Here is an 18,597-nt window from a genome sequence, read left to right as displayed (position 1 = left end):
GAGAAGGGACGTTTCCGCCTGATCTTCAGGAAGGGAACGGGACGAGCGGAGGGAGTCGTTCAGCGTTCACCGAACGGGCCGCCCGCTCCAGCGCGCTGGCGAGCAGCGCCAAGTCCGTGGGGCCGTTGCCCAGTTCACGGACGGGGCGACGGGTGGGCGGATCGCCCATCCGGTCCCACTCCAGGGGTACGACGGTGGGGCGCAGGGTCGCCGTACGGGGAATGCGGCCGGTGACCCGGCCCCCCTGGAACGGGGTCACCCGGCCGTCCGGATGCCCCAACCTGCCGCGCCCCGGCGCCGGTTCGTCCGGAGAGGGCGGCAGCACGGGCGCGTCCAGCACGATCCGCAGCCGGGCCCCGCGGGCCAGCTCCGTGTCCTCGGTGCGGTCCGGGCGGGCGGACGTGGCGACCAGATGGACGCCGAGCCGTCCGCCGTCCCTGGCGACGGCCTCCAGCGCCCGTACGACGGAACCCGCGGCCGGCCGGCCGGGGCTGCCGAGCGCCGGGGCGACCAGGGCGTCGAAGTCGTCGGCCAGGACGACCAGCCGGGGCAGTGGGGAGGGCCCCGGGTCCATGGCCCGCGCGGCGGCGGGCCGCAGCCGCAGGGTGCCGCTGGCCGGGGAGTCCAGGTCGCCGCGCTGCTCGGCGGCGCTCGCCGGACGCTGGCCGACGAGCCGCTGGGAGACCTCGTGCTGGGCGTGCCACTCGGCGAAGTCCATGGTGCCGAGCAGTTCCGCCCGCCGCTTCAGCTCGCCGCCCAGCGCCTGCGCGAACTCGCGCATCCGGACCGGGTCGGAGGCCATCAAGTGCGTGAAGACATGCGGCAGTTCCGTACAGGGGCGCAGCCCTTCGCCACGCTCGCCGTGCTCACCCGCCGCCCCGTCGACCAGCAGAATGCCGAGCCGGTCGGGCCGGGCGGCGGAGGCGAGGGAGGCGGCGACGGCGCGCAGCAGCTCGGTGCGCCCGCTGCCCGCCGGTCCCTCGATCAGGAGGTGCGGCCCTTCGTCGGCGAGATCGACGCTGAGGGGCCCCCGGGGCCCGGCCCCGAGCACCAGCACCGGACGCCCGGCGTAGACGGCGGCACCCGCCGCCTGCGGGGCGGCCCGGGACGCGGTCCGGGGTACGGCGGCACCGGGGTGGGGGGTACGTTCCGATCCCCGGCCCGCGGTGCCGAAATACGGCGTGTGGTCCGACGCGCTGCCGGGGTACGGGGTGCGCCCCGAGCCCCGGGTGTCCGAGGCGGGGTACGGCGTGCGCCCCGAGTCCCGGGTGTCCGAGGCGGGGTAGGGCGTGCGCCCTGAGCCCCGGGTGTCCGAGGCGGGGTAGGACGTGCGCCCCGAGTCCCGTTCCTGGGGGCGGTGGTACGGGTCGGGGGCCGTGCGCTGGGCGCCCACGCGGGGGCCCGCGCTGAGGGTGCGGCCCGAGCCGGGGGTCTCCAGGTCCGACCTGGGCGGGGCCTGCGCGGCGGCGGGCCGGACCGTGGCGCCCGGCTGGTCCTCCGCCGTGGAGGCCCAGCGCGCCATCAGCGACGCCGGGGTGGCGCGGGCCAGGCCCAGCTCGTCCAGCAAGCGGGCGGACGGCGGCAGTGCCGCGGCCGTCGGCCGGCCCGGCAGCGCGGCCGAGCCCTCGTCGCGCAGCGGCGCCAGGGCACGCCCGAACCGCTCGGCCCAGGCGGCCGACACCGCGTCCACCGTGGCGACGGTGCCATGGCCCGCGGCCTGCCCGCCCGCGGTGCGCAGCAACCGCAGCGCCGTCGCCACATCGCCGCTCAGCATGGCGACCGCCCCGCACTCGCGGAAGGCGATCGAGGCCTGGCACGCGGCCTCGTAGGTCGCGGTGACGGGTGAGGTGGGTGACGCGGCCGGGGTCTCGGCCAGGGCGATCAGATGGATCCCGGCCGCCGCCCCCGCACCGGCCAGCCGGGCCGTGGTCTCGCGCAGCGCCGAGGAACCGGGGTCGCCGTCGACGATCACCACCGTGTGCGGCCCCGTATGGGCGCGGGCGGCATCGGCGACCGCGGACCGGTCCACGCTCGGCCAGCCGGGGCCGAGCGGGCCGTCGTCCAGCCGGCGGACCAGCTCCGCCGTGCGGGACATGGCCTGCTCACGGTCGTACGCGAGAAGGAGCCGGCAGTCCTGGCCGTGTGTGGGGCGCAGATGCGGCAGCCACCCCAGCCAGGCCCAGTCCCGCCGCCGCTCCTCCGCGGAGCGGCCCCGGTCCGTGCTGATCAGCACGATCTCCAGGTCGAACGGGGAGTGCAGCGCGGCGAGCTGCGCCACCGTCGAGCGGGCCAGCCCCAGCAGCCGGGCGCGCGGCCCGGCCAGGCCCAGCGAACCGGCCTCCCGCAGTCCCACGGTCACCGGCACGGCGGGCAGCTCGGCCCGGTCGGTCGTCCCCAGCCGCACCACCAGCGCTTCCGGATGCGAGGCGGAGCGCTCCCACAGGCGGGGGCCGGGGCCGAGTGCGGTCAGCAGCACAGCCGCCGGGTCCGGCCAGGTCCCCTCAGGTGCGGAGGGCACGCCGAAGGAGGAAGAGGGGGAAGGAGAAGAAGGGGACGCGCCCGGGGAGGAGGGGTACGCGGAGTGCGACCCGTACGGGGTCCGCACGGCATCCGGGGCCCCCGCCCGCCGGTCCGCGCCGTCCTCGCCCGGCTCCCGCGCCGGTTCGCCCCTGCCGCCCGTGAGCCGCCGCGCCCAGGCGCCTATGCCGCCGCGCCGGGGCGCCTCGCTCTCTCCGTACCGGGCGCCGCGGGCGTGCGTGGAGTGCTGCCTCCGGGGCCCGTCCGGTCCCTCCGCGCCGTCCCGCTCCGGGTCCGGCCAGTGGGTGTCGTGCCCCGCGGGCCCGGGGTCCGTCCGGGAGGGGGCATGGCTGTACGCGTGCCCGGAGCCGTCCGGGTCCTCCTCGCCGGGGCCGCCCGGGAAGCCACCGGCTCCGACGGCGGAGCCGGTCTCCGGTGCGGCGGACTCCGCCCGGGTCACCCGCAGATGCCCCTCGCCGTCCGGTGCGGTCGGCAGAGCGGCGGTGCGGGACCCCGCGGTGAGCCGGAGCGTCGATTCGCCGAGCCGCAGCAGCGCGCCGGGGAGCAGCGGGACGGGGCGCTCGCGGACCTCCGTACCGTCCAGTGAGGTGCCGTTCGTCGAGCCGGGGTCGGCGACCGCGACCCGGCCGTCCTCGGAGACCGTCACCGTGCAGTGCAGCCGGGACACGTCCGGGTCGTCGAGCGGGACGTCGGCGTCGGCGGAGCGGCCGATCAGGATCTGCCCGCCGTGCAGCAGATGGACGCCGCCCGCGTCGGGCCCGGCGACCACGTGCAGCTGCGCCGGAACGGTGGCGTCCGCTGCCTCGTCCTCGCCGGGCACCTGGAGGGAGAGCACCGCGCCGTCCACGAGGGGCGGATCGCCGAGGGCGATGCGCTGCGCGTCGAGCCGCTCGCGCCCGGCGAACAGCACCACCGCTCCACCGCCCAGGGAGCCCTCGGGTCCCGAGACGGCCGCGGTCAGGCCGGAGGCGACGGCGGCGAGCGCCGTCCCGGCGGGGGCGGTGACGAGCACGTCGCAGGCGCGCGCCGGGGTCTGGCCGCTGCGCGGCGCGAGGACGGTCAGCCGGATCTGCATCGCCGTCAGCGGTCCCTTCTGCGCGGGGTGCCCGGCAGGGGAAACGCCCTGTGATGTCCCCCCACCCGGCACGGACGCGTCGTCCGGTTCAGGTCGTCACGGACCGCGAGGTTCCCGACCCCAGGGTTCCGTGCTGGAAGGCATCCTCGCACCTGCCACTGACAACACGCCCGGGGGCCACCTTCAAATGATCTTGAATGGCCGAGTGTGGTCGCAAAAACGCCTGCTTGGGTCTGGTTCGAGCCGTTCGGGGGCATAGTCGGCCTCGCGTCGGACGGGGGTGGGGAACGGTTGTTCGGCAACCGTCGGCAACCTTCTGTCCGGTGTGTGCGTCTTCCTCCGGACACGGTGGGAATCCCGCGTGACACCGCCCCGGCGTCCGTCGCGACATGGCGTGAACAAGACCGGAAGACGACCGACCGGTGGCCCGTTCTGCGGCACTAGAGTGGGCCGGAACATCCGGGCGGGCCCGGGGGACCGCAAGCACCACGATCAGCAGGGAGCGCATGACGTGCGGCCGGTAGGCAGCAAGTACCTGCTCGAGGAGCCGCTCGGACGCGGCGCCACGGGCACCGTCTGGCGAGCCCGCCAGCGGGAGACCGCGGGCGCCGAGGCGGCCGTCGCCGGCGAGCCCGGCGAGACTGTGGCGATCAAGGTCCTCAAGGAGGAGCTCGCCAACGACGCCGATGTCGTGATGCGGTTCCTGCGGGAGCGCTCCGTGCTGCTGCGGCTCACCCACGAGAACATCGTGCGCACCCGGGACCTGGTCGTCGAGGGCGATCTCCTCGCCCTGGTGATGGACCTGATCGACGGTCCCGACCTGCACCGCTACCTGCGCGAGAACGGCCCGCTGACCCCGGTCGCCGCCGCCCTGCTCACCGCCCAGATCGCGGACGCGCTCGCCGCCAGCCACGCGGACGGCGTCGTCCACCGCGACCTCAAGCCCGCCAACGTGCTGCTCGACGAGCGCGACGGCCAGATGCACCCGATGCTCACCGACTTCGGCATCGCGCGCCTCGCCGACTCCCCGGGGCTGACCCGGACCCACGAGTTCGTCGGCACCCCCGCCTATGTCGCGCCCGAGTCCGCCGAGGGCCGCCCGCAGACCTCCGCGGTCGACATCTACGGCGCGGGCATCCTGCTCTACGAGCTGGTGACCGGACGCCCGCCGTTCGCCGGGGGCACCGCTCTCGAAGTCCTGCACCGCCACCTCAGCGAGGAGCCCCGCCGCCCCAGCAACGTGCCCGCACCCCTGTGGACGGTCATAGAGCGCTGCCTGAGCAAGGACCCCGACCGGCGGCCCAGCGCCGAGAGCCTCGCCCGCGGGCTGCGTACCGTCGCCGCGGGCATCGGCGTGCACGCGAACTCGGCCCAGATCGCCGCCGCCGACGGCGTGGGCGCCCTGCTGGCCCCCGACCCGGCGCCCGCCGCGGTCCCCGAGACCCCGGGGGCGGCCGACCCCACCCAGATGCTGCCGGGCAACGTGGGCGCGTACGACCCCGCGGCGCCGACCAGTGTCATGCAGCAGACCCCGGGCCAGACCCCCGGCCAGGGCGGATACGGCCAGGGCGCGGGCGGTCAGGCCGACCCGACCGCCGTTCTGCCGCCCGTGCCGCAGCGCCCCGACGGCCCTCCGCAGCCCGACGGCCCGCACCCCTGGCAGTCGCAGCTCCAGGCCGCCCGGGACCGCAACGAGCAGACGCAGGTCCAGTACCTCGACCCGAGCCAGGACCCGCTGCGCCGCCGGCCCCAGCGCCAGCAGCCGCCCCAGCAGCCACCGCAGAGGCAGCAGCCGCCGCAGCACCAGCAGCGGCCTCAGCACCAGCAGTACCCGCCGCAGCAGCAGCACCCCCAGCGCTACCAGCAGCCGCAGCCGCCCCAGCAGCCGCAGCGACAGCAGTACGCGCCCCCGCAGCAGCAGCAGCCCCAGGCGCCGCCCCAGCAGCCGGCCCCGCGCCAGCCGAGGCAGCGCAGCGCCAACCCGATGCGTATCCCGGGCCTCGGCTGCCTCAAGGGCTGCCTGTTCAGCGTGGTCCTGCTGGTCATCGCGGGCTGGCTCATCTGGGAGCTGACACCGCTCCAGGACTGGGTCGCCCAGGGCAAGGGCTACTGGGAAGCGATCGGCGACGCGATCAGCACCGTGAGCGACTGGGTCTCGAAACTCGGCGACAGCGGCAACAGCGGCGGCGACACCGGCGTCTGAACGGCCAACTCTGTACCTTTGTCGACTTCTCCGGGCCTATTTGGTCCGGAGAAGTGAAGGTTGGCGCCATCCAGGGCACGTGACACCCCGAACGCCGCGTAACTTTGTCGACCGGGGGTCCAACGCCAGCCGCTGAGGGAGCAGTCTTGGCACGGAATATCGGCAGCCGGTACACCGCCCACCAGATCCTGGGGCGCGGCAGCGCCGGCACGGTGTGGCTCGGCGAGGGGCCCGAGGGCCCCGTCGCCATCAAGCTGCTCCGCGAGGACCTCGCGTCCGACCAGGAGCTCGTGGGCCGCTTCGTGCAGGAGCGCACCGCCCTGCTCGGGCTCGACCATCCCCAGGTGGTCTCCGTCCGCGACCTCGTCGTGGACGGCAACGACCTGGCCCTGGTCATGACGCTCGTACGCGGAACGGATCTGCGCACCCGCCTGGACCGCGAGCGCCGCCTCGCCCCCGAGGCCGCCGTCGCGATCATCGCTGACGTCGCCGACGGGCTCGCCGCCGCGCACGCCGCCGGGGTGGTCCACCGCGACGTCAAGCCGGAGAACATCCTGCTCGACATGGAGGGGCCGCTGGGCCCCGGCGGCTCGCACCCCGCGCTGCTCACCGACTTCGGCGTCGCGAAGCTGATCGACACCCCGGGCCGCACCAAGTCCACCAAGATCATCGGCACCCCGGACTATCTGGCCCCCGAGATCGTCGAGGGCCTCCCGCCGCGCGCCGCCGTGGACATCTACGCGCTCGCGACGGTGCTGTACGAGCTGCTCGCCGGGTTCACGCCCTTCGGCGGCGGCCACCCCGGCGCGGTGCTGCGCCGCCATGTCACCGAGACCGTCGTCCCGCTCCCCGGCATCCCCGAGGAGCTCTGGCAGCTCCTGGTCCAGTGCCTGGCCAAGGCCCCGGCCTCCCGGCTGCGCGCCTCGGAACTGGCACTGCGGCTGCGCGAGCTGCTTCCCCTGCTGTCCGGGATACCCCCGCTCGACGTGGACGAGCCGGACGCCGGCGAGGCCGAACCGCAGTCCCCGGCGTACGACGAGCAGCAGTACACCCCGGCCGAGGAGCCCCGCCGCCGCGGCGCCGTTCCGCTGGTCCCCGGCTCCGCGCCGGACTCCAACCGCGACACCCACACGAGCATGCGCGTCCCGGCCCCCGACGAGCTGGCCGGCGGCCCCCTGGGCACCGCCCGCGCCCCCCGCGCCCCCGGCCGCCCCCGCCCCGGCTCGGCCCGCAACAAGTCCGCGGCGGTCCGCAAGCGCCGCATCACCCTGGGTGCCGCGGCGGTCCTCCTGTGCGCGGCCGTCGCGGTGGGCGGCTGGCTGGCGACCGGCGGCGAGGACGCGGACGCGACCCCCCAGGACACGGGGAACTCGGCTCCCGCCTCCCCCTGAGGGCCGCGGACCGGGGCCGGAGGGTGCCCGGAACCGGTCCGGGAAGCCGCCCGGAACCGATCCGGTTCCGGGCGAGGGCAAGCTTCACCCGCCCAGCCGTTACGCTGGACCCGTGGCAGTCGTCGATATTTCCGAAGAGCTGAAGTCCCTCTCCTCGACCATGGGGTCGATCGAGGCCGTCCTGGACCTGGATGCGCTGAGGGCGGACATCGCCGCGCTCGAGGAGCAGGCGGCGGCGCCGTCCCTCTGGGACGACCCGGAGGCGGCGCAGAAGATCACCAGCAAGCTTTCGCACCTCCAGGCCGAGGTCCGCAAGGCCGAGGCCCTGCGCGGCCGCATCGACGACCTCGAAGTCCTCTTCGAGCTCGCCGAGGACGAGGGCGACGCCGATGCCCTCGCCGAGGCCGAGACCGAGCTGGAGTCGGTCCGCAAGGCGCTGGACGAGATGGAAGTCCGCACGCTCCTCTCCGGCGAGTACGACGCCCGTGAGGCCCTCGTCAACATCCGGGCCGAGGCGGGTGGCGTGGACGCCGCCGACTTCGCCGAGAAGCTCCAGCGCATGTACATCCGCTGGGCCGAGCGGCACGGCTACAAGACCGAGGTCTACGAGACGTCGTACGCGGAAGAGGCCGGCATCAAGTCGACCACCTTCGCCGTCCAGGTGCCGTACGCCTACGGCACCCTCTCCGTCGAGCAGGGCACCCACCGCCTGGTCCGGATCTCGCCCTTCGACAACCAGGGCCGCCGCCAGACGTCCTTCGCGGGCGTCGAGGTGCTCCCCGTCGTCGAGCAGACCGACCACATCGAGATCGACGAGTCCGAGCTGCGCGTCGATGTGTACCGCTCCTCCGGCCCCGGCGGCCAGGGCGTCAACACCACGGACTCCGCGGTGCGCCTGACCCACCTGCCGACCGGCATCGTCGTCTCCTGCCAGAACGAGCGCTCGCAGATCCAGAACAAGGCCTCCGCGATGAACGTCCTCCAGGCGAAGCTCCTTGAGCGCCGCCGCCAGGAGGACCAGGCGAAGATGGACGCCCTCAAGGGTGACGGCGGCAACTCCTGGGGCAACCAGATGCGTTCGTACGTCCTGCACCCCTACCAGATGGTCAAGGACCTCCGTACGGAGTTCGAGATCGGCAACCCGGAAGCGGTCTTCAACGGGGAGATCGACGGCTTCCTGGAAGCCGGTATCCGCTGGCGCAAGCAGCAGGAGAAGTAACCCCTGCCGTACGTCGGTCGAGCCCGGACAGGCCACTGTCCGGGCTCGACCGCGTTCTGCCGCCGGTCGGGTGGACCGGCGGCAGGTTGCGGGGGAGTCGTGCCCAATGCGTCACAGTCGTGATTCCGAATAGCCGTCAAGAAGCCCCATAGCGGTGCGTATTGCACGGAACGGCCTTGACGTAATCCTTAACTCTGGCCAGGGTGCTAGAGCAGCATGCGTATGTCTGGGACGGGTGTGAACCGGGGGGCGGGTGGGATGGACCACGGCATGACGTGGCCCCGCCGAGAGCGAACCCCGCAGGGCCGTGGCCCCGCATATATGGCTGCTCCACTGACGAGATCGGCTACTGGGGGTAGCAACAGATGACCAAGAAGACGCGCATCCGCGTCGCGCGGATAGCCGCTGGTGCGGTTATTGCCGCGGGTGCCTCGCTGACCGCGGCCGGTGCGGCGCAGGCCGTCGGCATCGGCATCGAGATCGGTGTTGACGGTGAGGACGGCGTCAGTGCCAAGGCCGAGGTGACGAACGGTAACGAGAACCCGGCGGGCGGTGCTGACCAGGGCGGGACGTCCGGTGAGAACCCCATCGGCGGTGCTGACGCCGGTGCCGACGGCGGCGCGGACGGCGGTGCCGATGGTGGCGCGGACGGTGGCGCTGACGGCGGTGCCGATGGTGGCGCGGACGGCGGTGCTGACGGCGGTGCTGATGGTGGCGCTGACGGCGGTGCCGATGGCGGTGCCGATGGCGGTGCTGACGGCGGTGCCGATGGTGGCGCGGACGGTGGTGCTGACGGCGGTGCTGATGGTGGCGCTGACGGCGGTGCCGACGGCGGTGCTGACGGCGGTGCTGATGGTGGCGCTGACGGCGGTGCCGACGGCGGTGCTGACGGTGGCGCCGATGGTGGCGCTGACGGCGGTGCTGACGGCGGTGCCGATGGTGGCGCTGACGGCGGTTCCGGCAACAACGGTGGTTCCGGTAACAACGGTGGCTCGGGCAACAACGGCGGTTCCGGTAACAACGGTGGCTCCGGCAACAATGGCGGAACCACGGACGGCGGCGGCGACAACGGTGGTTCCGGCAACGGCACCTCCGGTTCGACCTCCGGCGGCGGCGACGGCGCCGGTACCTGCACGGTGGACCTCGACGGTGCCGAGTGCGCCGACAACACCGACACCGACAGCGTCGGCAACCAGCCGGTCGAGCAGGGCAAGGGCAAGGATGAGCTCGCCGAGACCGGTGCGGCCGAGACCACGTTCCTGCTGGTCGGCGCCGCGACGATGATCGCCGGTGGCATCGGCTTCCGTATGCTGCCGCGTCTGGTCGGCGGCGGTCGTACGGTCGCCTAAGGGCCCGTACGCGCACGGAGAAGGGCCCGGGAAGGCCGCTACGGCCTTCCCGGGCCCTTTCGCGTATCCGACCGCTCCACGGCCCGTACGCGGGCGTATCGGCGCCCACGGGCCGCTGCGGACAGCGGAGACCGGGTGACGGGTCAGACGGCCTGGTGCGCCAGCAGGGCGAGCGCGGCCACCAGGATCACCATCAGCGCGATCAGCATCGCCGGGTTCAGCCCGGCGAGCGGGCCCTGGTCCTGCTGCTCCTGCAACTGCTGCCGCACGGCACGGCACACCCGGCAGCGCCCCTCGGCCACGGGTGCCGCGCAGTTCGCGCACACCAGTCGGTCATAGGTCATGCGCTTTCCTCCTCCCGCGCGGCGGAGCCGCTACTGCTTTCTCTCCGCACAACGCTTCCGGAAACGCAACCGTTCCCCCCACCACTGTGCCAGCTCGCGCGGAAATCGGCGCGGCCCGCCGGACAAGGTCCGGCACGACCCGTTTCGTTCCGACCGGGGTTCTGCCACAAATCACCCATTGCCGGACGCCGCCTGCACGCGTGAGCCCGGTTCGCGTATGGTCACGCTCACCTACTCCCGGCCGACCGTGGTGCATCCGTGATCCGATTCGACAACGTCTCCAAGACCTACCCGAAGCAGACCCGCCCGGCTCTGCGCGATGTCTCGCTCGACATCGAGAAGGGTGAGTTCGTCTTCCTGGTGGGCTCCTCCGGCTCCGGCAAGTCGACCTTCATGCGGCTGATCCTGCGCGAGGAGCGCGCCAGCACGGGCATGGTCCATGTGCTCGGCAAGGACCTCGCGCGGCTGTCCAACTGGAAGGTGCCGCAGATGCGCCGCCAGCTGGGCACGGTCTTCCAGGACTTCCGTCTCCTGCCCAACAAGACCGTCGCCGAGAACGTGGCCTTCGCGCAGGAGGTCATCGGCAAGCCGCGCGGCGAGATCCGCAAGGCGGTGCCCCAGGTCCTCGACCTCGTCGGCCTCGGCGGCAAGGAGGACCGGATGCCCGGTGAACTCTCCGGCGGTGAGCAGCAGCGCGTGGCCATCGCGCGGGCCTTCGTCAACCGCCCCATGCTGCTGATCGCGGACGAGCCGACCGGCAACCTCGACCCGCAGACGTCCGTCGGCATCATGAAGCTGCTGGACCGGATCAACCGGACCGGCACCACCGTGATCATGGCGACCCACGACCAGAACATCGTCGACCAGATGCGCAAGCGCGTCATCGAGCTCGAACAGGGCCGTCTCGTACGCGACCAGGCACGCGGCGTGTACGGCTACCAGCACTGACCGAGGGGCTCCGGCCCTTCGTGCATTTCGAGCATCGAGTACTGAAAGGACGCCATGCGCGCCCAGTTCGTCCTGTCGGAGATCGGCGTCGGTCTTCGTCGCAACCTCACGATGACCTTCGCGGTCGTGGTCTCCGTCGCCCTCTCGCTCGCCCTGTTCGGCGGCGCGCTGCTCATGCGCGAGCAGGTCAGCACGATGAAGGACTACTGGTACGACAAGGTCAACGTCTCGATCTTCCTCTGCAACAAGAGCGACGCCAAGGACGTACCCAAGTGCGCCAAGGGTGCCGTCACTCCGCAGCAGAAGAAGGAGATCAAGGCCGATCTCGAAGAGATGGACGCTGTCGAGAAGGTCAGCTTCGAGACGGTCGACGAGGCGTACAAGCACTACCAGGAGCAGTTCGGCGACTCGCCGATGGCGGGCAACATCACGCCCGACCAGATGCAGGAGTCGTTCCGGGTCAAGCTCGACGACCCGAAGAAGTACAAGGTCGTCGCCACCGCCTTCGCGGGACGCGACGGGGTGCAGTCCGTCCAGGACCAGAGAAGCATCCTGGACAACCTCTTCGGGCTGATGAACGGCATGAACGTCGTCGCGATATACGTGATGGTGCTGATGCTGGTCATCGCGCTGATCCTGATCGTGAACACCGTCCGGGTCTCGGCGTTCAGCCGCAGACGTGAGACGGGCATCATGCGGCTCGTGGGCGCTTCCGGCTTCTACATCCAGATGCCGTTCATCATGGAGGCGGCCGTCGCCGGCCTGATCGGCGGCCTGCTCGCCTGCGCCATGCTGCTCGGCGGCCGGTACTTCCTGATCGACGGCGGACTGGCGCTCAAGGACAAGCTGAACCTGATCGACTTCATCGGCTGGGACGCGGTCCTCACCAAGCTGCCGCTCGTCCTCGCGATCGGGCTCCTGATGCCCGCCGTGGCCGCGCTCTTCGCGCTCCGCAAGTACCTCAAGGTGTGACATGCGCCCCCTGTGGCACACGGTCGATCGACCGTGCGCCACAGGGGGCTTGTCCTAGACTCGTCCGCATGCCGGGCCCCACGCACCGCTTAGGGCCCCGCGGTCTCTGCCGCGGGGCGGCCCTGACGTTGGTCTTCGGGTGCGTTCTCGCCACGGCGGCGGCCACCGGTTCACTGCCCCACGAAGCGGAGGCGGGCGGGGACATCCAGGCCCGCGCCATCGCCTCCACCGTGGCCCCCGTCGACCGGGCCGAGATCGAGGACGCCGCCGCCGAGGCCGAGGCCGACGGGAAGTCCGGTACGGAGGCGGCCGAGGAGGTCGTCAGCCGCAGCGGTGACCGATGGGGCGCGGTCTACGACGAGCGGGAGTACGAGGAGTTCGAGCAGGCCCTCGACGGCTCGTACACCGGCATCGGCCTCTCCGCCCGGCGCACCTCCGGCGGCCGGGTCGCCGTGGCCCGGGTGGAGAGCGGCGGCCCCGCGGACCGCGCCGGCATCCGCGCGGGGGACCTGCTGAGCACGGTCGACGGCAGCCGGGTCGACCGGCGCCCCGTCGCCGAGGTCGTCGCCCTGCTGCGCGGCGACGGTACGGGAGCGGCCGAGGGCAGCACCGTGGTTCTCGGGCTCGAACGGGGCGGGCGCGCCTGGACCGAGACCCTGGGCCGGGCCCGGCTCACCACCGAGGCGGTCACCGTCCGGCGGCTGGGCGACGAGCCCTCCGCGGCGGTCCTGGTCAAGGTCGCCGCCTTCACCAAGGGGGCCGGGACCGAGGTCCGCGACGCGGTGCGCGCGGCGCCGGGCGACGCCGGCATCCTGCTGGACCTGCGCGCCAACTCCGGCGGCCTGGTCAACGAGGCCGCCGTCGCGGCCTCCGCCTTCCTGGACGGCGGCCTGGTCGCCACCTACGACGTGCGCGGTGAGCAGCGCGCCCTGTACGCCGAGTCCGGCGGCGACACCGACCGGCCCGTCGTGGTCCTCGTCGACGGCGGCACGATGAGCGCGGCGGAGCTGCTGACCGGCGCCCTCCAGGACCGGGGCCGCGCCGTGACCGTCGGATCGCCCACCTTCGGCAAGGGTTCCGTGCAGATGCCCAGCAAGCTTCCGGGCGGTTCCGTGGCCGAGCTGACCGTCGGGCACTACCGCACCCCGGCCGGCCGCAGCGTCGACGGCACGGGCATCACGCCCGACCTCGTGGTCGACGCCCGTGCCCAGGAACGGGCCGAGACAGTATTGAGTGGCCTCGGGGGTGGGTCGTAGTGCGAAAATGACCGCACTATGGCCAAGGAAAAAGACACCGGGCGCAAGATGATCGCGCAGAACAAGAAGGCGCGGCACGACTACCACATCCTCGACACCTATGAGTGCGGGCTCGTCCTCATGGGCACCGAGGTCAAGTCCCTGCGGATGGGCCGGGCCTCGCTGGTGGACGGGTTCGTCCAGATCGACGGCCACGAGGCGTGGCTGCACAACATCCATGTGCCCGAGTACGTGCAGGGCACCTGGACCAACCACGCGGCCAAGCGCAAGCGGAAGCTGCTGCTCCACCGGGCCGAGATCGACAAGCTGGAGTCGAAGTCGCAGGAGACGGGCCACACCATCGTGCCGCTCGCGCTGTACTTCAAGGACGGCCGGGTGAAGGTCGAGATCGCGCTGGCGAAGGGCAAGAAGGAGTTCGACAAGCGCCAGACACTGCGTGAGAAGCAGGACACGAGGGAGACGAACCGTGCGATCGCGGCGGCTCGCAGGCGTCAGCGGAGCGCCTGAGCGGGAATACGCTGGCATCGCCCGGCGTTGGTCACGTACGATGGGCCGTGCACCTCACAGCGGGTGCACGTTTGAAAAATCAACATGGGGATGATCGGTTTCGACAGCGGATGTCGAAGCAGGGGAAGCGAGTCGAGGAAGCGGCAATGATCTCGTAAACCATATGTCGCAAACAATAATCGCCAATTCCAAGCGCGATTCCTCCGCCTTCGCCCTCGCTGCCTAATTAGCAGCTAGCGAAGACTCTGCGGAGTGTCAGCCCGGGGGTGATCCCGACCCGGATCCTGGCATCAACTAGGGATCTAAACTTCTCGGCCCGGTCACGGGGCCGAGAAGGAAATCAAACAGTGACTGGGCCTGTCGGAGGCTTGTTCGTGTGACCTCCGGGGCCGAGAAAAGCGTAGCGAACTGCACTCGGAGAAGCCCTGGTTCTGCACCGTTGGACGCGGGTTCGATTCCCGCCATCTCCACCACCCCATGTAAGCCTCCGCCCCGCGAGTTCACTCGCGGGGCGGAGGCTTTTTCGCTGCCGGAATCCGGCTGCCGCACGCCGTTCGGCGTGGGCGGCCGCCGTGCTGCACGACCTGAACCAGGCGGCGCGCTACGGCACCCATGTCATCGCCATGAAGGACGGCTAAGGGCTGTCCCGCCAGGGATGACGGGACAGCCCTTAGGTCGTCGCCGAGGGGGCGCCCGCGGAACTGATCACCGAGAACCGGTCGAGGAGGTGTTCGGGCCGCCCTGCCGGATCATCGAGGACCCGGTCTCGCACAGCCCGCTGGTCATCCCGCTCGGCGGGTACGCCGCACAGCCGTCCCCGCCGCGATGACCAGCGCCAGCCCCGCCGCGCACATCGGCGCCGCGTAGCCGGTCACCGTCCCGGCGTGCTCCACCAGCCAGCCGCCGGCCGCGGCCCCCGCCCCGATGCCGCCCAGCAGCGCGGTGACCGCGAGCGTCATGCCCTCGTTCAGCCGCGCCTCGGGCGTGAGGCGCTGGACCACGGTCATACCGGTGACCATCGTGGGCGCCGTCGCCGCGCCCGCCAGCAGCAGGCAGAGGGCGAGAACGGGCAGGGAACCGGTTGTGGAGGCGGCCAGCAGCGGCAGTGACATCAGCGCCGTCATGCACGCGAGGCAGACCAGCAGCCGGCGGCCGATGTCCGGGGCGGGCCGCAGCGATCCGTACAGCAGCCCGGCCACGCAGGAGCCGCCCGCCTGGAGGGCGAGGATCGCGCCCCCGGCGTGCGCGATCGAGACGACCTCCATGGTTCCGAACACCGCGCCGGTGGCGAGGAAGACGGCGAGCAGGGCGGGCATGCCGGGGGTGCGGAGCGGGGAGACCGCCCGCGTACGGGCGGCGACCGGCGGTTCGGTCGAGCGCTGGGCGGCGAAGACCAGCATGCCGGTCATCAGCAGGACCGCCCCGACGAGCGTTCCCGCCTCGGGGAACAGCGCGGCGCACAGGGTCGCGGCGACGACCGGGCCCAGCATGTAGCAGAGTTCGTCGACGGCCTGCTCGAAGGAGTTCGCGGTGTGCAGGGCCGCCGGATCGCCCCGGTGCAGATACGCCCAGCGGGCCCGGGACATGCCGCCGGTGTTCGGGGTGGTCGCGGTCGCGGCGTACGCGGCGAAGAGCGTCCAGGCCGGGGCGCCGTGGTGCGCGCAGAGCAGCAGGGCCAGGGAGCCGAGCACGGCGATCGCGGTGGCGGGCACGGCGATCCTGGCCTGGCCGTAGCGGTCCACGAGCCGCGCGGTCCAGGGGGCGACCACCGCCGTCGCGGCCAGCCCGGTCGCGGTGACGGCTCCGGCCAGGGCGTACGAACCGTACGACCCGGCGATCATGATGACCGCGCTGACGCTGAACATCCCCTGGGGGAACCGGGCGATGAGGTTGCCCGCCGTGAAGGCCCGCGCGCCGGGGGTGGCGAGCAGCCGGCGATACGGGTAGGCGGCGGGAGCAGGCGGCGCGGCGGTCTCCTTCCCGTGCGGCCGCGGTACGGACTTCTTTCCGGGCCTCCGCGGAACGGCCGCCCCGGCAGGTTCGCCCGGCGTGACCGGTGTCCGCGGGGCGATGATCAGCAGGTCGCCGCAGACGGTGTGCAGCGGGCCCGCGGCGCGGGGCCCGGGGGCGGCGGAGGGCATCGGCATACGGCAAGCCTCACGGCCCCCGGCCCGTACGGTCCAACACCTGTTCCGCACCGACTCACGCACCCGTGTTGTAAATTCTGCGGCGTGACCACGCCCGACACCGACCCCCGTCTCCTGCGCGCCTTCCTCGCCGTGGCCGAGGAACTGCACTTCACCCGCGCCGCCGCCCGGCTCTTCCTCGCCCAGCAGGCCCTGAGCAGGGACATCCGCCGTCTGGAGCGCGGGCTCGGCACGGAACTGTTCGTCCGGACCACCCGCCAGGTGTCGCTCACCCCGGACGGCGAACGCCTCCTCCCGTACGCCCGGCGGGTGCTCGACGCACACGCCGAACTGGTTGGAGCCTTCGCCGATCCGGCCGCCCGGCCGCTGCTCGTCGACCTCAACACCGACGGCATGACCGCCGCCCGGGTCCTGGCCCGCGCGCGGGAACTGGCCCCGGAGTGCGAGCTGATGGCGCGCTTCGAGTCCGGGCTGACCCGGGCGGCCGACGAGATCCTCGCGGGCCGCCTCGACGTCTCCTTCGGGCGTGCCGCCGGGCTCGACCCCGCGGTGCGCGGCGGGCTCCACGTACAGCCCGTGCGGTACGAGCCGATGGCCGTCCTGCTCCCGTCCGCCCACCCGCTCGCCGGGCGGGAGACGGTCGCGCTGGACGAACTGGCCGGGGAGACCGTGTACGCCGGGGCCGGCAACGAACGCACCCGGGAGTGGACGGCCCTGGCCGCCCTGCTGTTCGCCGAGTACGGCATCGAGCTGGCCCCGCCCACGCCGCTCGCCGTCGGAGCGGCCGAATTCCAGCGGGTGATGGCCAAGGCGGGGAATCCGGTACTCGCCGTCGTCGGCTTCCCGCCCCTGCCGGGGACCGTGCTGCGCCCGCTCACCCGGCCCGTACCGCTTTCCGCGCTGATGCTGGTCTGGCGCAAGGGTCTGCGCCATCCGGGACTCGACGCCCTGCGCGCGGCGGCCGGTCAGCTCGCCGCGTCCGAGGGGTGGATGGAGAGGCCTCCCCACGGCTGGCTGCCCGAGGGCGACGCGGCACTGATGCGCCAACCCCCGCCGGCCACCGGACACTGAACCGGCTCCCTCCCGGCCGGGCCGGGCCGCCTTCCTCGCCTTCTACGCCGTCTGTTCCGTCCTCACCCGGGCGGTATACCTTCGCCGCACCGCCGCCGTGTCCGCGAAGCCCGGCTCGGCTACGCGGAGGTGTGAGGACGACGGCCGGGCGGCGAGCGACGTAACGGGCGGGAAATACGGGTGAACCGAGGACGACACGCGGGGTTGGCAGTCTCGCTCCTCCGCACCACCGAGCAGCAGCGGGACCACGAGAGCCGGGTATCACGCCATGCAGGACGACGACGCAACGCACGGGCCCCTCGCGGGCTTCACGGTCGGGGTGACCGCCGCCCGCCGGGCCGAGGAACTCGGCACCCTCCTCAAGCGCAGGGGCGCCGCCGTCATGCACGCCCCCGCCCTGCGCATCGTGCCGCTCGCGGACGACCGTGAACTCCTCACCGCCACCGAGGAATTGATCGAGCACGCCCCCGATGTCGTGGTCGCCACCACGGCGATCGGCTTCCGGGGCTGGGTGGAGGCCGCGGACGGCTGGGGGATCGGCGACCGGCTCCTGGACCGGCTGCGCGGGGCCGAACTGCTGGCCCGCGGCCCCAAGGTCAAGGGCGCCATCAGGGCGGCCGGGCTGACCGAGACCTGGTCGCCCGGCTCCGAGTCCATGGCCGAAGTGCTCGACCGGCTCCTCGGCGAGGGCGTCGAGGGGCGCCGTATCGCCCTCCAGCTGCACGGCGAACCGCTGCCCGGCTTCGTCGAGTCGCTCCGGGCGGGCGGCGCCGAAGTCGTCGGCGTACCCGTCTACCGCTGGATGCCCCCGCAGGACATCGCCCCGCTCGACCGGATGCTCGATGTCACGGCGGCCCGGGGCCTGGACGCGGTCACCTTCACCAGCGCCCCCGCCGCCGCCTCGTTCCTGAACCGCGCCGAGGAGCGCGGTCTGCTCCCGGAGGTCCTGGGCGCCCTGCACGACGACGTCCTGGTGGCCTGCGTCGGCCCGGTCACCGCGCTTCCCCTCCAGGCCCGGGGCATCGGCACGCTCCAGCCGGAGCGCTTCCGGCTCGGCCCCCTCGTCCAGGTGCTCTGCGCCCGGCTCCCGGGCACCGTCCGCACCCTGCCGGTCGCCGGACACCGTGTCGAGATCCGCGGCCACGCCGTGCTCGTCGACGACGAGCTGCGCCCGGTGGCGCCCGCGGGCATGGCCCTGCTGCACGCGCTGGCCCGCCGGCCGGGCTGGGTGGTGGCCCGTGCCGACCTGCTGCGGGCGCTGCCCGGCAGCGGCTCCGACGAGCACGCGGTGGAGACGGCGATGGCCCGGCTGCGTGCCGCGCTCGGTGTGCCCCGGCTGATCCAGACGGTCGTCAAGCGCGGCTACCGGCTGGCGCTGGACCCGTCGGCGGACACCAAGTACGCGGGGTAGGGGCGCGGGAGTACGGCGGGCGCGCGCACGGCGGTTCCGGGGCGCGAGGACCGGCGTACGAGGACCGGGGTACGGGAGCCGGGGCGCGGGCCACCGGGGACAGGCGACCGCACCGGAACCAGGCCCACCGCACCGGCACCCGACGCCCCGGCCCCGGGATAACGTA

The 18,597-nt window shown here is 73.0% G+C and carries 13 protein-coding genes, 1 other RNA gene and 1 pseudogene; 12 read left to right on the top strand and 3 right to left on the bottom strand.

Annotated features, from left to right (window positions below; translation table 11 throughout):
- Positions 1-25: 25 nt before the first annotated feature.
- Positions 26-3,613, bottom strand: coding sequence for an FHA domain-containing protein (locus OHA98_RS34120; RefSeq protein WP_266931550.1), 3,588 nt, complete (start codon positions 3,611-3,613; stop codon positions 26-28).
- A 511-nt stretch (positions 3,614-4,124) separates the two neighbouring features.
- Here OHA98_RS34120 and OHA98_RS34115 point away from each other — a divergent pair.
- From OHA98_RS34115 to OHA98_RS34100, 4 genes are all read left to right on the top strand, one after another.
- Entirely contained in the window at positions 4,125-5,816 is a 1,692-nt protein-coding gene (locus tag OHA98_RS34115) for a serine/threonine-protein kinase (RefSeq protein ID WP_266931548.1), read from the top strand.
- 146 nt (positions 5,817-5,962) lie between these two features.
- On the top strand, positions 5,963-7,207 hold the full coding sequence (locus OHA98_RS34110) for a serine/threonine-protein kinase (RefSeq protein WP_266931547.1): 1,245 nt from the start codon (positions 5,963-5,965) through the stop codon (positions 7,205-7,207).
- A gap of 112 nt (positions 7,208-7,319) precedes the next feature.
- Positions 7,320-8,426, top strand: coding sequence for a peptide chain release factor 2 (prfB, locus tag OHA98_RS34105; RefSeq protein ID WP_266931545.1), 1,107 nt, complete (start codon positions 7,320-7,322; stop codon positions 8,424-8,426).
- Positions 8,427-8,791: 365 nt separating this feature from the next.
- The gene (locus tag OHA98_RS34100; protein ID WP_266931543.1) at positions 8,792-9,775 is read left to right on the top strand and encodes a hypothetical protein; all 984 of its coding nucleotides are present in this window, start codon (positions 8,792-8,794) and stop codon (positions 9,773-9,775) included.
- Positions 9,776-9,918: 143 nt separating this feature from the next.
- Here the strand turns inward: OHA98_RS34100 and OHA98_RS34095 are convergent, their stop codons facing one another.
- A complete protein-coding gene (locus tag OHA98_RS34095; protein WP_266931542.1) occupies positions 9,919-10,119 on the bottom strand; it encodes a hypothetical protein in 201 nt (66 codons plus the stop codon).
- A gap of 258 nt (positions 10,120-10,377) precedes the next feature.
- Between OHA98_RS34095 and ftsE the strand changes: the two genes are divergently transcribed.
- The 6 genes and pseudogenes from ftsE to OHA98_RS34065 form a co-directional block, all read left to right on the top strand.
- Entirely contained in the window at positions 10,378-11,067 is a 690-nt protein-coding gene (gene ftsE / locus OHA98_RS34090) for a cell division ATP-binding protein FtsE (protein ID WP_073723825.1), read from the top strand.
- A gap of 54 nt (positions 11,068-11,121) precedes the next feature.
- Positions 11,122-12,039 carry a permease-like cell division protein FtsX gene (ftsX, locus tag OHA98_RS34085; protein WP_266931541.1) on the top strand — a complete coding sequence of 306 codons (918 nt, stop codon included), beginning with the start codon at positions 11,122-11,124 and terminating at the stop codon, positions 12,037-12,039.
- Positions 12,040-12,107: 68 nt separating this feature from the next.
- Positions 12,108-13,295 (top strand): S41 family peptidase, encoded by a 1,188-nt coding sequence (locus tag OHA98_RS34080; RefSeq protein WP_266931540.1) that lies wholly within the window; start codon positions 12,108-12,110, stop codon positions 13,293-13,295.
- 18 nt (positions 13,296-13,313) lie between these two features.
- Entirely contained in the window at positions 13,314-13,802 is a 489-nt protein-coding gene (smpB, locus tag OHA98_RS34075; RefSeq protein ID WP_266931538.1) for an SsrA-binding protein SmpB, read from the top strand.
- An 86-nt stretch (positions 13,803-13,888) separates the two neighbouring features.
- Positions 13,889-14,275: a transfer-messenger RNA gene (gene ssrA / locus OHA98_RS34070) on the top strand.
- Positions 14,276-14,371: 96 nt separating this feature from the next.
- Positions 14,372-14,631, top strand: a pseudogene (locus tag OHA98_RS34065) (hypothetical protein); the annotation flags it as partial.
- Here the strand turns inward: OHA98_RS34065 and OHA98_RS34060 are convergent.
- Positions 14,585-15,949 carry an MFS transporter gene (locus tag OHA98_RS34060; RefSeq protein ID WP_266931537.1) on the bottom strand — a complete coding sequence of 455 codons (1,365 nt, stop codon included), beginning with the start codon at positions 15,947-15,949 and terminating at the stop codon, positions 14,585-14,587. The pseudogene OHA98_RS34065 and the gene OHA98_RS34060 overlap by 47 nt on opposite strands.
- An 84-nt stretch (positions 15,950-16,033) precedes the next feature.
- On the opposite strand from OHA98_RS34060, the gene OHA98_RS34055 reads away from it, so the two are divergent.
- Complete coding sequence (locus OHA98_RS34055; RefSeq protein WP_266931535.1) at positions 16,034-17,020, top strand: LysR family transcriptional regulator; 987 nt, start codon at positions 16,034-16,036, stop codon at positions 17,018-17,020.
- 268 nt (positions 17,021-17,288) lie between these two features.
- On the top strand, positions 17,289-18,431 hold the full coding sequence (locus OHA98_RS34050; protein ID WP_266931534.1) for a uroporphyrinogen-III synthase: 1,143 nt from the start codon (positions 17,289-17,291) through the stop codon (positions 18,429-18,431).
- The last annotated feature ends 166 nt before the right edge of the window (positions 18,432-18,597 follow it).

Origin of the sequence: Streptomyces sp. NBC_00654 (assembly GCF_026341775.1) — a bacterium.
GTDB lineage: Bacteria > Actinomycetota > Actinomycetes > Streptomycetales > Streptomycetaceae > Streptomyces.
The sequence above is the reverse complement of the archived record's forward strand: the minus strand, read 5'-3'. Positions and strand labels throughout refer to the sequence as shown.

Bases quoted from the DNA above. Each gene is read 5' to 3' on its own strand.
- OHA98_RS34060 (WP_266931537.1), bottom strand. From the start codon at position 15,949: ATGCCGATGCCCTCCGCCGCCCCCGGGCCCCGCGCCGCGGGCCCGCTG.
- OHA98_RS34050 (WP_266931534.1), top strand. From the start codon at position 17,289: ATGCAGGACGACGACGCAACGCACGGGCCCCTCGCGGGCTTCACGGTC.
- OHA98_RS34100 (WP_266931543.1), top strand. From the start codon at position 8,792: ATGACCAAGAAGACGCGCATCCGCGTCGCGCGGATAGCCGCTGGTGCG.
- smpB (WP_266931538.1), top strand. From the start codon at position 13,314: ATGGCCAAGGAAAAAGACACCGGGCGCAAGATGATCGCGCAGAACAAG.
- OHA98_RS34095 (WP_266931542.1), bottom strand. From the start codon at position 10,119: ATGACCTATGACCGACTGGTGTGCGCGAACTGCGCGGCACCCGTGGCC.
- OHA98_RS34120 (WP_266931550.1), bottom strand. From the start codon at position 3,613: ATGCAGATCCGGCTGACCGTCCTCGCGCCGCGCAGCGGCCAGACCCCG.
- OHA98_RS34080 (WP_266931540.1), top strand. From the start codon at position 12,108: ATGCCGGGCCCCACGCACCGCTTAGGGCCCCGCGGTCTCTGCCGCGGG.
- ftsX (WP_266931541.1), top strand. From the start codon at position 11,122: ATGCGCGCCCAGTTCGTCCTGTCGGAGATCGGCGTCGGTCTTCGTCGC.